Origin of the sequence: Rhodococcus sp. YH3-3, assembly GCF_001653035.1 — a bacterium.
In the GTDB taxonomy this organism is placed as follows: Bacteria; Actinomycetota; Actinomycetes; order Mycobacteriales; family Mycobacteriaceae; genus Rhodococcus_F; species Rhodococcus_F qingshengii.
In genome coordinates, this window is sequence record NZ_BCWH01000001.1 from 503,632 (window position 1) to 517,294 (window position 13,663).

At 62.9% G+C, this 13,663-nt stretch carries 15 protein-coding genes; 8 read left to right on the forward strand and 7 right to left on the reverse strand.

Going from position 1 to position 13,663, the window contains the following annotated elements; all coding sequences use genetic code 11:
• Positions 1–82 precede the first annotated feature (82 nt).
• From YH3_RS02415 to YH3_RS02430, 4 genes are read left to right on the forward strand one after another with little or no spacing between them, the layout of a single operon-like run.
• Positions 83–1,150 carry an iron ABC transporter permease gene (locus YH3_RS02415; protein WP_064442931.1) on the forward strand — a complete coding sequence of 356 codons (1,068 nt, stop codon included), beginning with the start codon at positions 83–85 and terminating at the stop codon, positions 1,148–1,150.
• Entirely contained in the window at positions 1,147–1,941 is a 795-nt protein-coding gene (locus tag YH3_RS02420; protein WP_064442932.1) for an ABC transporter ATP-binding protein, read from the forward strand. The genes YH3_RS02415 and YH3_RS02420 overlap by 4 nt, the downstream gene beginning before the upstream one ends.
• On the forward strand, positions 1,938–2,918 hold the full coding sequence (locus tag YH3_RS02425; RefSeq protein ID WP_064442933.1) for an ABC transporter substrate-binding protein: 981 nt from the start codon (positions 1,938–1,940) through the stop codon (positions 2,916–2,918). Before YH3_RS02420 ends, YH3_RS02425 begins: the two co-directional genes overlap by 4 nt.
• Positions 2,915–3,598, forward strand: a complete 684-nt coding sequence (locus tag YH3_RS02430) for a SagB family peptide dehydrogenase (RefSeq protein ID WP_064442934.1) — start codon at positions 2,915–2,917, stop codon at positions 3,596–3,598. Before YH3_RS02425 ends, YH3_RS02430 begins: the two co-directional genes overlap by 4 nt.
• A gap of 1 nt (position 3,599) precedes the next feature.
• Here YH3_RS02430 and YH3_RS02435 read toward each other — a convergent pair whose 3' ends face one another.
• From YH3_RS02435 to YH3_RS37100, 5 genes are all read right to left on the reverse strand, one after another.
• A complete protein-coding gene (locus tag YH3_RS02435; protein ID WP_064442935.1) occupies positions 3,600–3,884 on the reverse strand; it encodes an SHOCT domain-containing protein in 285 nt (94 codons plus the stop codon).
• Positions 3,881–4,333, reverse strand: coding sequence for a DUF6325 family protein (locus tag YH3_RS02440; protein WP_064442936.1), 453 nt, complete (start codon positions 4,331–4,333; stop codon positions 3,881–3,883). Before YH3_RS02440 ends, YH3_RS02435 begins: the two co-directional genes overlap by 4 nt.
• Positions 4,334–4,336: 3 nt before the next feature.
• Positions 4,337–5,983: an MFS transporter gene (locus tag YH3_RS02445; RefSeq protein WP_003943582.1), complete on the reverse strand. Its 1,647-nt coding sequence runs from the start codon at positions 5,981–5,983 to the stop codon at positions 4,337–4,339.
• A gap of 68 nt (positions 5,984–6,051) precedes the next feature.
• On the reverse strand, positions 6,052–6,996 hold the full coding sequence (locus tag YH3_RS02450) for a hypothetical protein (protein WP_238592508.1): 945 nt from the start codon (positions 6,994–6,996) through the stop codon (positions 6,052–6,054).
• On the reverse strand, positions 6,993–7,124 hold the full coding sequence (locus YH3_RS37100; RefSeq protein ID WP_274522669.1) for a hypothetical protein: 132 nt from the start codon (positions 7,122–7,124) through the stop codon (positions 6,993–6,995). Before YH3_RS37100 ends, YH3_RS02450 begins: the two co-directional genes overlap by 4 nt.
• 18 nt (positions 7,125–7,142) lie before the next feature.
• Here YH3_RS37100 and YH3_RS02455 point away from each other — a divergent pair, with 18 nt between their 5' ends.
• Positions 7,143–7,730 (forward strand): DinB family protein, encoded by a 588-nt coding sequence (locus YH3_RS02455; RefSeq protein ID WP_003944177.1) that lies wholly within the window; start codon positions 7,143–7,145, stop codon positions 7,728–7,730.
• 1 nt (position 7,731) lies between these two features.
• On the opposite strand, the gene YH3_RS02460 is transcribed toward YH3_RS02455, so the two are convergent.
• Both YH3_RS02460 and YH3_RS02465 read right to left on the reverse strand, forming a co-directional pair.
• Positions 7,732–9,294 (reverse strand): YfcC family protein, encoded by a 1,563-nt coding sequence (locus tag YH3_RS02460; RefSeq protein WP_058038092.1) that lies wholly within the window; start codon positions 9,292–9,294, stop codon positions 7,732–7,734.
• Positions 9,291–10,667 carry a M20/M25/M40 family metallo-hydrolase gene (locus YH3_RS02465; protein WP_030535870.1) on the reverse strand — a complete coding sequence of 459 codons (1,377 nt, stop codon included), beginning with the start codon at positions 10,665–10,667 and terminating at the stop codon, positions 9,291–9,293. The genes YH3_RS02460 and YH3_RS02465 overlap by 4 nt, the downstream gene beginning before the upstream one ends.
• Before the next feature lie 150 nt (positions 10,668–10,817).
• Here YH3_RS02465 and YH3_RS02470 point away from each other — a divergent pair, with 150 nt between their 5' ends.
• The 3 genes from YH3_RS02470 to YH3_RS36525 all read left to right on the forward strand — a co-directional run.
• Entirely contained in the window at positions 10,818–11,453 is a 636-nt protein-coding gene (locus YH3_RS02470) for a TetR/AcrR family transcriptional regulator (RefSeq protein ID WP_064442937.1), read from the forward strand.
• Between the two features lie 40 nt (positions 11,454–11,493).
• Positions 11,494–13,176: an AMP-binding protein gene (locus tag YH3_RS02475; protein ID WP_064443457.1), complete on the forward strand. Its 1,683-nt coding sequence runs from the start codon at positions 11,494–11,496 to the stop codon at positions 13,174–13,176.
• Positions 13,173–13,663 (forward strand): biotin carboxylase N-terminal domain-containing protein (locus YH3_RS36525; RefSeq protein WP_371594800.1); only part of this gene is annotated, 491 nt, incomplete at its 3' end. The genes YH3_RS02475 and YH3_RS36525, both read left to right, overlap by 4 nt.

Below are 13,663 nucleotides of genomic sequence, written 5' to 3' on the forward strand. Positions count from 1 at the left end.
ATGTGACTATTAATGAAAACGACTGTCGTTATGGTTAGATCCACCTGTTCATGACTGCGAACCCCACCGACTCAGGAGTGCGATGACGCTGACCAGCGAGGCAGCACCACGAGTGCCGTCGCGTCCACATCCCGTCGGCGAGCGCGGGTACGTCCCGTTTCTGTTGGCCACGGCGGTTGTGCTTGTCGCGGTCTCCACCGTCGCGGTGTGGTCGGGTGCCGCGTCGGTGTCCTTTGCCGACGTGTTCGCGGTGTTGTACGCACACGTCGGCGGTCCGCCGGTCGACCCGTTGCTCGATCGGATCGTGTGGGGATTGCGGGTACCGCGCATTCTGATTGCGGCATTGGCGGGCGCCGGATTGTCGTTGGCCGGCGCCGTGCTGCAAGCGTTGGTGCGCAACCCGATTGCCGATCCGTACATTCTGGGCGTGGGTTCCGGAGCATCCTTCGGTGCAGTACTGATCATGACGACCGGCATCGGAACCAGCCTGTCGATCGGTGTTCCGGTGGCAGCCTTCCTGGGGGCCATGGTCTCCCTGATCGCGGTTCTCGTACTGGGTCGGCGAGAGGGAATGCTCGTCCCGCTGCGCATGGTCCTGGCCGGAGTTGCCATCGGCTATCTGCTCTCGGCTGCAACAAGTTTTGTGCAGTTGCGCGCCGATCCGAGTCAGCTTTCGGGAGTGCTCTTCTGGTTGCTGGGCTCGGTGAGCGGGGCCAGTTGGTCGGATCTCGGTGTGCCCGCCGCGGTGATCACCGTCTGTGCGGCAATTCTGTTGACACAATCGCGCCAACTCAACGCGTTGGCCATGGGAGACGAGAGCGCGCAATCGGTCGGCGTGGACGTGCACCGTACCAGGTTGCTACTACTGGTGATCGCGTCGTTGCTGACCGCGGTTGTTGTATCCGTTGCCGGGGGAATCGGTTTCGTGGGGCTGCTCGTGCCGCACGCCGTACGACTTCTGGTCGGTTCCGATCACGGCAAGCTGCTCCCCGCGACCGCGTTGGTTGGTGCCACCTTCCTGGTGATCGTCGATCTTGCGGCTCGGATGTTGGATGCGCCCAACGAATTACCACTCGGGATCATCACCGCCGGATTGGGTGCCCCGTTCTTTCTCTGGTTGCTTCGACGGGACGGCGGTGCGCAGTCATGAGATTGTCGGCCAGCGGAATTCACGTCGTTCGGGGCGGACGCCTCGTGGTTTCGGGTGTAGACCTCGAAGCGCCCGAGGGAAGCGTGGTCGGACTCGTCGGACCGAACGGCAGTGGAAAGTCCTCCCTCCTTCGCGCGTTGTATCGCTCGATGAAGCCGCGAAGCGGAATCGTGAAGGTGGACGAGGTGAATGTTTGGGACGATCTCTCGCCTCGATCGGCAGCACGCATCATCAGTGTTGTGGGGCAAGAGCATTCATCCGATTTCTCGTTCAGCGTCCGCGAGGTGGTTGCAACGGGTCGGACGCCGCATCACAGCGCGTTCTCTCGACTCGGTGAGATCGACCGAGACATCGTCAGCGCAGCACTGGTGCGAACCGGCATGCAGGGCTTTGGATCACGTCTCTTCGCCGAACTGTCCGGCGGAGAAAAGCAGCGTGTGATGTTGGCCCGGGCGATCGCTCAACAACCGTCGGTGCTGGTCCTGGACGAGCCCACCAACCACCTCGACATCCGCGCTCAACTCGAATTGATGGAATTGGTCGCCGAACTCGGTACCACGACGATTGTCGCGATCCATGAACTCGCCTTGGCCGCAGCGTATTGCGACTACGTCTGTCTGCTCTCCGGCGGGGTAGTTGTCGCGACAGGACCAACGGCCGAGGTCCTCACTGAGGACCTGCTGTCCGAAGTATTCGGGGTTCAGGTGCATCTCGGCACTCATCCGTTGACCGGGCGCCCCCTGCTCTCGTTCGCCCCTCCGCTCCTACACACGAAAGAAGCAGTGTCTTGAAATCCTCGATACGTACTGCCGCGCTGTTGTGCTCGGCCGTTACCGCCACCGCAGTACTGACCGCATGCGGAAACTCCACGGCGGATTCGGCGGCGTCGTCGTCCGAGAAGATCACCGTCACCAATTGTGATCGCGAGGTCACGGTGCCCAAGACGGCGGAGCGGATTGTCTCGCTGTATCCGTCGATGACGGAACTTCTCATTCAGCTCGGCGCCGCCGACCGCATTGTCGGACAATCGAATACCGACCTCTCTCCTCCCAGCCCCGAACTCGCTGATCAGTTCGCGGCCGTGCCGGTACTGAGCACCGGAGTTCCCGCGAAAGAAGCATTGCTCGACGCCCGTCCGGATCTGATCGTCTCCGACGGGGAATACTGGTTCGACGGTGACCGATTGCAGACCATGGACGAATTGCGTGACCTCGGCATCCCGATCTTCGTGAACAGCGGCTACTGCCACAAGGCTGTCACCGAGGGGCGGATCGACGACGTCTGGTCCGACCTCGACGGTCTCGGCGCCTTGACCGGAACTAGTGACGCGGCAGCAACCCTCCTGGCCGACGGCAAGAAGTCCCTCGCAGCAACCGAGGCATCTGTCGCCGGGCAGGAGCCGGTTCCCACTGTGATGGTTCAGGTTTCGGAGGGACAGTCCTATGCTCTGGCCAGGGGCCTCTACAGCAGTGTGCTCGAGGCCGCCGGGGGAAGCAATCTTTTCGAGAACGACCTTCCCGACGGAAAGTACTTCGGCCAGGTAGCCACGGAATCGGTGCTCGCGAAGTCGCCGAAGGCTGTCCTCGTCGTCTACTCCACCGAGTCGGCTCGGGAATCCACCCTGGATGCTGCGCGGACGGCATTTGCCGGAACCCCCGCCGCGACATCGAATGCGATCTTTGCCGTTCCGGAGGCGTGGTTCGCCGGCGAGTTGGTCTCGATCGACGGGGCCGGCGAGGTGTCTCGCCTGCTGCACCCGGGTTCGTGACCGCACTCGAGCGAATCGAGGCCGTCGTATCGCTGCATGCAGTGTTGGACCGGACGGTGAGTCCGTCGGAGCTACCGTTCGACGAGCACGCACTGCCGCCGGTGACGTGTGAATCCGTGGAACTGCCGGCCGCGACGCCACTGCCGGCCTGCGGGTTCGCGGACGTCTTGCAGGCACGACGGAGCCGCTACGACCCCGCACAGACGGCACTCCGAGCAGGCGAGCTGTCAAACGTGTTGCACCACAGCCTTGTCAGCAGCCCGACGGCGGGCGGGATGCGCGAACTGACGCTGTCGTTTGTTCTCAGCCGACCCGGAGACGAGCTCGGAGCCGGGGTATACCGATATGCCCGAGGCCGTGCCGAAGCTGTCCGGCCAGGCGACGTGCGAGAGCACCTTCGAGCGAGCCTGCTCCAACCCGAGTTCGTCGACGTGTTCCCGGTTCTTTTGTTTGTGGTCGCCGACGTGGAAGCGCCGCTCGAGAAGTACGCGATGCGGCACTACCGCACGATGCACGTGGATGCCGGTGTGCTGGTTCAGAATCTGTACCTCGTGACCGAGGCGATGGGACTTGCGGGCTGCGCCATCGCAGGATTCACGGATGCGCGAGTGGCATCTTTGTTGAATCTCGCGACTACGCAGCTTCCCGTCATGGCTTTTGCACTCGGGAGGCGCAGCTAGGTCAGGCGAGAATACGTGCCTTCTGGGTCTCGAACTCGGCCTCGGTCAATACTCCCGCATTCTTGAGTTCGCCCAGCTTGGTGAGCTGTTCGAGCTTCAAGTCCATCGATGCTGCCGGAGCTGCCTGCGGTGGCAGGGGTGGTAGATCGGGAATCGGCGGCACCGGCTGGGACTGCGCTGCGCGAGCCTGATCTTCGGCGGCCCAACGGGTCCGCTGACGGCGCTGAACATTGCCGTGAATGGAGCTTGCGACGGCTACTCGGCCGGCTCGCCTCAAGAAACTCATGCGTCCTTCTCCGTATTGCCTGGTGCGGTGTTGTCGAGTGCGGTGGCAAGTTCGTCCAAGCTCAGGTGGCCTTCGGTGACAATCTTTGCGCCGCTGCGGGTCCACGCGTCGATCACCGGCAGTATGGCCAGTTCCTCGTAAACGAGCACGGCGGCAACACTACCGGTGGCCAACTCGTCACCAACGGCGGCGATGTCGCCGGCGTCGAGCAGTCCGGAGGCAGCGCCGTCGAACTGCGCCAAATCGAAATCTGCGAGTTCGAAGGTGGACGCGGGTACGACGGATACCGTTCCGTCGGCGGCTTTGGTGACGAACTCGAGGTCGAGGATGCGGATCACTCCGGAGTCGACGAGAGCGAGCAGCTGCTCGAATCCCGCGGAGGTCGGTGCACCGCCGGGAAACTCGACGGCTACGTATTCGATCGGACCGAATTGGTCTTGGTTGGACATCGGTTACTTCTTGCCCTTCGTGGGTTGCGGTTCTTCCAGAGCAGGTACTTCGTTGGGCATGCGGCCGGCCGGAATGATGGCGAGCAGGGAGAGTCCGGCGAGGACGAGTAGCGAGGTTCGCAGGGCGCGCAAGCGCGCTTCGGTGTTGATCCGGATGGCTTCGTCGATCTGTGCTTGTGTCGCCGAGGTGTTTTCGAGCGTCACGACGAGTTGATCGTTGGGGACGAAGTTGACCTGGTCGAGATTGATCCCGGACTCGACCTTGAGTGATGCCGGGATGGTGGGGTTGTCGATCAGCTGCGAGCTGACGAGGGAACCGAGGATTCCGACGGCGAAGACGCTGGCCACCGCGATGCCGACGCTGCCGGACATGTTGTGTACCAGTCCCCGCCAGGCACCGACGTCGCCGGCCAGTTCCTTGGGGGCTGCGGTGAGGAGGGTGTTGAACACCAGCGCAACGATGGCGCCCTGCCCGAGGCCGAGGGTGATCAGTCCGATGACGACAAAGATCTGATGCCAGTCGCCACGAATGGTGAAGGCCAACAAGATGAGTCCAGCGGCAACGACGACGAACCCGGCTCGTGCGATCAGACGCGGGGAGTACGTCTTGTACAGACGCGCGACGACGGTGCTCGCGATGAAGATCGAAAGTGTGTACGGGATGATCGAGAACGACGTCTGCAAGCTGCTGCGGCCCTGGATGATCTGCATGTACAGCGGAATGAGGAAGTTGGCCGCGGTTCCCACGAACATCATCGTCGCCATGCAAATCGTGGTGGCGCGCTCGGCGCCGGTCTTGAGGACGTCGAGGTTGAAGAGCTGAGGCTTGTTCTGCGCCTTGCGGCTTCGCGTCCACTGGAAGAATCCCTGCGCGCAGATGGTGCCGAGGACGATCAGGATGGCCGCGGGTGAAACACCGATGACCGAGAACGGCGCAGCGTCGGTGGCCAGGATGACGCCCCACGAGTTCAGGCCGCTGAAACCGAAGCTGAGCAGGATGACGGCAACGGCAGCAATGGCGGCGCCGGCCCAGTCGATGGTGATGTCCTTCTGCGGGGGAACAGGTTTGACCCGGAAGCTCAGGATCAGGTTGACCACCGCGAGAGCCACGACGAGGGCGAACGAGTATCGCCACCCGATCGTCGTCGCGAAGGAACCGGCGATGAGCAGCGCCAGCACACCGGCCGCCGGGATTGCTGCTGCCAGGTAACCGATGGCCTTTGCCTGCTGATCGCCACTGAAGTTCGTGGCGATGAAGACCGTCAATGCGGGAGCGATGAGGGCGATCACGGCGCCGGATGCAGCTTGCGCCACGAACAGCATTGCCGGGCTCTGACTCAGGGCGACCGCGGCCATTGCTAGGCCGTGAATCGCGACGGCAATCTGGAAGACCAGACGCGTTCCGTAACGGGCGCCGATCTTGGCCCCCAACAGAATGAAGGCAGCCATGGCGAAGGTGCCCGCGGTGATCGCGGTGCCGACACTTGTTGCGGGCGTGTCGAGATCGGTGGTGATGCCGGCCATCGAGACGGTCAGGGCGTTGACGGCGAACGACGCCTGAATCTGGGTGAGGACCACCACGATGAGTGGTAGCCAGGAGGCGGTGCTCACGGCGGCCGTTGTGGCGGCCGCGCCAGGCTTTACGGACATGATGGGTCACGCCTTCCTCGACACTGCGTGTACTCGCGACGTGCCCGGATCAGCCACGCACGGCTACATTAGCCGGAATTGTGCTGAATGGTCGCCTGCAAGTGGTTGGTTTCTTCGCGGTAGACCACCATCTCCCGGTGCAAGGCGCGACGGAAGCGCGGTTGCTCGGCCAGGAGTACGGCCAGCACGGTCAGCAACAGCCACGTCGCGGCCGCGCTCGCGAGGAGCAGCAGGACCGGAATCCACGGACCGCCCATCTGCTCGAGCAGCGTCGTCTTTGCCCAGACGCGCCAGTAGAGCATCAGATTGACGATCAGTCCGACACCGTACGAGATGACGAAGGACAGCAGGAACTGCTTCCACGTGCCGTCGTGGCGCCGCGCCGTCATCGGTTCTGCCCGCAGCGGCAAGCTCACCGACATCACGTTCGCGACCCCCAACCAGAGCAGGATCATGGTCAGCACCTGGCCGCACGCCTTCACCAGGTCAGCACTGCTTCCGGAGCGCCACGCGAGGACGGCGCTGAGCAGGAACCCGGCGCTGCCGACGAGGAGCAGCATCACCGCGTTTTTCGCGACGAGCACGTGCCAGAGCCTCGTTCCACCGGACAACGCAGCGCGCACGCGGCCGGCGTCGAAGCTGAGCGCATTGGTGCACACGACGCTTCCGACCACACCCGAGAGTGCATACAGCGCAAGGTAAGGCAGTCGATCTTCCTTGGTGTCCCACTGGAAGAGGCGAATGAATGCCAGGTACGCCAAGCCCATTCCGAGGCTCAGCCCCAGCCGAAAAGCGATCGACCGAGGCTTACCACTCACCACGTGCCGGGCTTCCTCACGGATCCGGGAGCCGAGATCCTGCACGTGCCGGACGACGGGGTTGCCCGAGTTCAGCGGGACGTAACCACGGATCGCGGCGGCGACGGTATCGGTGTCACCGGCATCGAGCGCGGCGACGCGTGCTTCGAGAACCGCAAGGTGGGCGGCGCGCAAGGCTATCCGTGCGGTGGTCACCGCGGCGACGGCGTCGTGCGGACGGCTGCCGGGTTGTGCCAGCGCACCGACCGGGCGTCACGCTCGGCGGCGACGGCCCGGGAGGCAACCTCGGTCAGATCCTCGACCGCTGTCAATGTCTGCTCCACTCGGTTTAGGTTGGTTTCATGACCACCAACTCGGAAAAGGAAGATCTCCAGCGGTACCTGCAGGCAGCACGTGATGCGCTCGTCTGGAAGCTCGACGGGCTGTCGGAGTATGACATTCGGCGTCCGATGACCCGGACAGGGACCAACTTGTTGGGACTGGTCAAACACATGATCGGCGTCGAGCTCGGGTATTTCGGTCCGACGTTCGGCCGTAGGGTTCCCGATCTCCCCGCGTGGTTGCGTTCGGAGGAACTCAACGTCGACATGTGGGCCCGCGCCGACGAGTCCACTGCCGACATCGTCGAAACCTATCGCCGCACCTGGGCTTTCGCCGACGCCACGATAGAGGAGCACGATCTGGACGCCCCCGGCTTCGTGAAGCACTGGCCGGAGGATCGTCGCGACGTCACACTGCACCGGATACTCGTTCACGTTGTCACCGAGATCCATCGGCACGCCGGCCACGCGGACATCGTGCGGGAGCTGATCGACGGCGCCGCTGGGATGAAGGCGGGCGACAACAATCTGGCTCCCGGTGATGAGGCGTGGTGGGCCGAGTACACCGACCGTCTGGAGACGGCGGCACGCGAGGCCCACCACGCCTGAACTACTCGAATACCGCTGCTGCGCCGATCACCACGACAACGATCACGAAGTTGATCAGTAGCAGTGGCCAGACGAAGCGCAGGAACTTGTCGTAGCCGACCTTCGCCATGGCCAACCCGCCGACAACGACGACGTTGGTCGGGGCAACCATCAGCATCAGGCCGTGGCCCATCTGGAAGGCGGTGATGACGAGTGCTCGGCTGACTCCGGCAAAGTCGCCCAGCGGCGCGAGCAGCGGCATCGCCAGGGTGGCGTGACCGGAACTGGACGGGATCAGGAACGCCAGCGGGATGTTGACGAGCATCACCAGGATCGCGAAGACCCCCGCCGAAGCGCCGCTGACCAATTGCTCCATCGCGTTGAGGATGGTGTCGAGGGTTTCGGTGTTGGTCATGATCACCGAGACGCCGCGAGCGAGCAGGATGACGATCGCCGGTCCGACCATGTCGCCGGCTCCACGCGTGATCAGGGAGACGATCTTCTTCTCACCCATCTTCGCGACTATGCCGACGAGAACGGCGGCGAGGATGAACAGCATCGCCAATTGCGGGAACCACCAGTTCAACTCGAACCAGTAGGGCTCGGTTGCCGTGACGTGGTACGCGTCGTACTCGGCCGGACCGGTGGTGGCGCCGAAGATGCTCGACCACGGGATGACGGAGAAGATCATCAGTCCGAAGGTGAGTCCGGTGATGAGCAGTACCAGCTTCTGAGTTCCGGTGAGCTTGCCGTCGATGTCCACCGGCTCGGCCGGCTCTTCGTCTTCGTCGTCCGCGATGTCGAAACCGACAAGCGACTTGGACGGATCCTTCTTCACCTTTGCGGCGTAGCGGAGAACGAATGCCACTGCCACAGCGGTCAATACGATCCACAGGATCACGCGCAGCACGATGCCGTCACCGATGGAGACGCCTGCCTCACCGGAGGCGACGCCGATCGAGAACGGATTGACGGTCGACGCCATGTTTCCGACCAGAGCGCCGAGGATGATCATGGTGGCCGCGACCATGCGGTCGTAACCCAGTGCCGTCATCAGCGGTATGAGCAGGGCGTAGAAGCCGAACGTCTCGACCGAGAAGCCCATTGTCGAACCGAGCAGCGAGAACAGCACCATGATGACGGTGATGAGCAACCAGCCCTTGTCGCTGAGCTTGGTAGCGAGTTGGGAGACAGCGGTTTCCAGGCTGCGGGTGGCAAAGCTGACCGAGATGAACGCACCGAGCGCCATGATGAAGAGGACTACGCCGACCGAACCGAAGAGCCGTCCGATGTTGTCGGTGTCGACGAACCCGGTGATCGAATCCTGGACGCCGTAGAGGCCGTTCACGGGGGAGAGGATCAGTTGCTGGATTCGTTCCCAGAACGAGAGCGGAGACGTGACGGTCTCGAAGCTGCCGGGAACGGGTGAGCCGTCCACGTCGACGCCGAAGCGTCCGGCCGGAATGAACAGTGCCGCAACCCAGACCAGAATGGTGACGATCGCGAGCATCGTGACCGCGCCGGGGAACTCGAACTTCTTCTTGGCCGGAGTAGGTGCGGACCCCGTGTCGGTCTCGGTGCTCATTTCTTCCCCTCGAAGGTGTGTGCGTACTCCTGGAAGAACAGTGCTTTGGCGACGACGGCCTTCTCGAGCTCGTCGAGCAGGACGCGTTCGTTGGGGCCGTGGATGTTCGCGTAACCGTCGGTGGCGCCGAACAACAGCTTCTCGGCGGTGGGCACTGCTGTATCCAAGGCCATCACGAGGGGGATCGAGCCGCCGCCTGCCATCAGCCCGGCCGGCTCACCCCACGACTGCGATAATGCAGACAATGCCGCGTCGAAGGCCGGTCCACCTTCGGCTGCCGCAAACCCGTCGCCGGTTTCTCCCGCGGTGACAGTCAGTTGTAAACCGAAGGGGCGCAGGGCTTCCAGGTGTCGGACCAGAGCAGCCTGCGCCTCGATGGCAGGTTGGCGCGGGTGTACGCGCAGATTGATCACGGCGCGGGCAGTGCTTGCGACGGCGTTGACCGCACCGTCCACAGGGGGAGCGTCGATTCCCGTCACGGTGATGGCCGGGCCCGACCAGATGCGTTCGCCGATGCCGCCGGTTCCGAGCAGCGGAAGCCCGTCTTGGATCTCGGCGAGGGTGCGGAACTCGTCCTCGGTGTATGAACTGCCGGTCCACGGTTCGCGCAGGAGGCCGTCGATCGCCACGTCACCGTTGTCGTCGTGCAGCGACGCCAGTGCGCGGATGAGCGCGAGGCGGGCGTCCGGTGCGGCGCCGCCGTAGAGGCCGTTGTGCTTGTCGGCTCCGAGAGTGGTGAGTTCGACGATCACCTGGGCCGATCCGCGCAGTGCGACGGTCAGGGTCGGTGATCCGGGTCGAACGCTCCCGACGTCGGCGATGACCATTGCGTCGGCCGCAAACAATTCGGGGGCTTCCGGCGGATAGTTGTCGAAGGGGCTGCCGAATTCTTCCTGGCCTTCGATGACGAGCTTGACCGTCACCGGCGGCTTTCCGTCGAAGACGCGAAGCGCGCCGATCATGCCGATGACGTTTGCCTTCGAATCTGCCGTACCGCGGCCGTAAATCGCGCCGTCACGCTTGCTCGGTTCGAAAGGCGGTGAATCCCAGAGTTCGACGTCGTCGGCGGGAACGACGTCGTAATGCGAATACATCAATACGGTCGGGGCTCCCTCTGGACCGGGAACTGTTGCAATGATGACCGGCGCAGTTTTACCTGTTATTTCGAGTTTCTCTATCTTCGTGACTCCGGACTTCTCCAATAGAGAAACGATCAGGTCGTGAGCCTCGAACAGGGGCTCGCTGGGGAAACCTTCTGTTGCTATCGACGGAATACGAACAAGTTCGACGAGTTCCGACTCCAGTGCCGGCATCAAAGCTGCAACTGTTTCCTTGATTGTGGAATAGGAGGGCGAGGCGGATTCTTCCGGCACGGAATTGACTCCTTCTGGGAAAGGCGAAAAACATTAGAGGCAGAGTCTTACACCCGATATGCGGGGTGTGAAAGGGTGACCCGAACAAAAAGCCGAAGTGGGGCGTCGGGCCCGCGATTCTTGACATTGACGTCAACGTCAACACACACTGTGACGGTGACCACCAGCGAAACGCAGGAGCGAGCGCGGACAGCCCGCAAACTCGGCGACGGTCCACGCCGTGCCGGACTGCTCAGCACCGCTGCCCTCTGCTTCGGCGAACTCGGATACGACGCCGTGACGGTCGAGACGATCACGACCAGGGCTGATGTGTCCCGGGCGACCTTCTACGCGTACTTCTCGTCGAAGGACGAGGTCTTCCGCGCCGTCGCCGAGATGATGTGCCGACGCTTCCTCGACGCTCAGCACATGGAGGGCCCGGCGGCCGAGGACCTACGCGAAGTTCTCCGAACGACCACGTCGGCGTTCATCACGGCCGTGTACACCTACGGTGACCTGCTCGCGGTGATCGAGCATCGGGCGCGGGTGGATTCCGAGGTCGAGCGCAGTTGGTCGGCGGTTCGCGAAAAGCTCGTGAGCCGCTACGTCCGCTTTGTCGAACGGATTCGACAGGTTCACGACGTAGATCCCTGTGTTTCGCCCCCGGTGCTCGTTCAGATGATCTCGGACGCACAGATGGCCGGTGGAGCACGTCTGAGTAAGGCGAGTGTCGAAGAGCAGAACCAGTTCATTGCAGATATGACGACGATGTCCGAGCGGTTGATCGGGTTCGAAGAGTCGAAATAGATTTCTTTTACGAATGGAGTGATCGGTGGCAGAACAAGACATGCTCGAAGCGGCTCTGGCGGAGATCTCTGCGCTGCAACAAGCGCATTGGCCCGCCGGCATTCCCCGCGCCGTCGAGTATCCGCTCGAAGGTGGGGGACTTGTCGATTACTTGCGGCATTGGGCGGTCGAGCGGCCGGATACTCCTGCCATCGTCTTCTACGGCCGGGTCATCACGTATTCCGAATACGACGAGCTTTCGGATCGTTTTGCCGGATGGCTGCTTTCACTCGGAGTCGAACGCGGCGATCGCGTCGGCGTTCACCTGGTCAATTGCCCTCAGTTCCATATCGCGATGCTCGGCATTCTCAAGGTCGGTGCGGTTCACGTGCCGATCAATCCACTCTTCCGTGAACATGAATTGATTCACGAACTCAACGATGCCGGCGTCAAGGTCCTACTGACGCAGAACACCTTCTCGAAGTTGGTGAAGAAGGTTCGCTCACAGACTCCACTCGAACACGTCGCGAAGACTGCAGTGTCGGACATGCTGACGGCGATCCCGACCGTCGAACTGCCCTTCGAGGTCGACGATCCGCGCCTGAGCGACTGGCAGTCGATCATCACCAGTGAGCGGGCGACTCCTGTCGCCACCGAACTCGATTCCCTCGCCGCCCTGAACTACACGGGCGGAACGACGGGAATGCCCAAGGGCTGTGAGCACACTCAGCGCCACATGGTTTACACCGCGGCCACCGCGACGCTTGCGGGCGGTGCCCAGGTGGGTGCCAATCCGCCGGTGTCCCTGGTGTTTCTGCCGATCTTCTGGATCGCAGGTGAGGACTTCGGCATCCTGGTTCCGCTCGTCAACGGCGGAACCGTGGTCCTGCTGAATCGTTGGGATGCGGAGACCACGCTCGACGCTGTCGAGGCGTACGGCGTGACCTCGCTGGTCGGAACTGTCGACAATTACGTCGAACTGATGGACACGCCCGGATTCGCGGAGCGAAATCTCTCGACACTCCAGAACGTCATGGCAGTTTCGTTCGTTCTCAAACTCGATCCGGCCACGCGCCAGCGGTGGCGCGAGGCTACAGGCGGCGTTCTGCGCGAAGCGAGCTACGGCATGACCGAAACCCACACCGCGGACACGATCACCCTCGGCTTCCAGGACGGCGACTACGACCTGAAAAGCGAGCCGGTGTTCTGCGGAATTCCGGTGCCCGGCACCGACGTTCTGATCGTCGATCACGACGGCAGGCCGGTTCCCGTCGGCGAGCACGGGCAGATCATCGTGCGCAGCCCATCCATCCTTTCCGCGTACTACCGCAACGAGGCGGCCACCGCCGACGCCATCCGTGACGGCTGGCTGCAGACCGGTGACGTCGGAAAGTTCAGTGAGCGTGGCGGTTTGCACTATTTGGCGCGGAACAAGGAAATGATCAAGACCAACGGCATGAGTGTCTTTCCCTCCGAGGTGGAAGCGCTGCTCATGCTGCACCCGGCGATCGAAAAGGCTGCGGTGGTGCCGAAACCGGACCCGGACAAGGGGCAGGTGGCTTTTGCGTTTGTCCAAATGGTCGAGGGTTCCGACACTGTGGCCGACGAGATCGTCTCGTGGGCGAAGGAGAACATGGCCACGTACAAGGTGCCCGAAGTGGAAGTGCTCGAGGCGCTTCCGATGACAGCGACAGGAAAGGTGCGCAAGGGCGATCTGTTCGAGCGCACTCAGGGGGACAAGTGAGACTGCTGATTGCGAACCGCGGCGAAATTGCGCTGCGGATCATTCGAACTGCCCGTGAACTCGGGATCGAGACGGTGTCGGTGTACGCCGAGGACGACGCGTCCAGTCCGCACGTCGCGGCGGCCACGGAGTCGGTGCCGCTCGGAGCGTCGGGCGCATCCGCGTATCTCGATCAGGGGGCTTTGCTGAAGATCGCGGCCGAAACAGGCGCCACGCACGTGCACCCGGGTTACGGGTTCCTCAGTGAGAACGCCGAATTCGCGCAGGCGTGTACCGAGGCGGGCATCGTCTTCGTCGGCCCGGACGCCCAGGTTCTCCGGACTTTCGGCGACAAGGCCAGCGCCCGCACTGCGGCGGTCGACTCCGGCGTACCGGTCCTGCCGTCGACATCGGCGAACGCCGATCTCGACGAGGTGCGTGAATTCTTCGAGCGCAACTCCCGCGGCATCATGATCAAGGCGCTCAGCGGCGGCGGTGGCCGCGGCAT

Bases quoted from the DNA above. Each gene is read 5' to 3' on its own strand.
- YH3_RS02415 (WP_064442931.1), top strand. From the start codon at position 83: ATGACGCTGACCAGCGAGGCAGCACCACGAGTGCCGTCGCGTCCACAT.
- YH3_RS02455 (WP_003944177.1), top strand. From the start codon at position 7,143: ATGACCACCAACTCGGAAAAGGAAGATCTCCAGCGGTACCTGCAGGCA.
- YH3_RS02460 (WP_058038092.1), bottom strand. From the start codon at position 9,294: ATGAGCACCGAGACCGACACGGGGTCCGCACCTACTCCGGCCAAGAAG.
- YH3_RS02435 (WP_064442935.1), bottom strand. From the start codon at position 3,884: ATGAGTTTCTTGAGGCGAGCCGGCCGAGTAGCCGTCGCAAGCTCCATT.
- YH3_RS02440 (WP_064442936.1), bottom strand. From the start codon at position 4,333: ATGTCCAACCAAGACCAATTCGGTCCGATCGAATACGTAGCCGTCGAG.
- YH3_RS02445 (WP_003943582.1), bottom strand. From the start codon at position 5,983: ATGTCCGTAAAGCCTGGCGCGGCCGCCACAACGGCCGCCGTGAGCACC.
- YH3_RS02475 (WP_064443457.1), top strand. From the start codon at position 11,494: ATGCTCGAAGCGGCTCTGGCGGAGATCTCTGCGCTGCAACAAGCGCAT.
- YH3_RS02420 (WP_064442932.1), top strand. From the start codon at position 1,147: ATGAGATTGTCGGCCAGCGGAATTCACGTCGTTCGGGGCGGACGCCTC.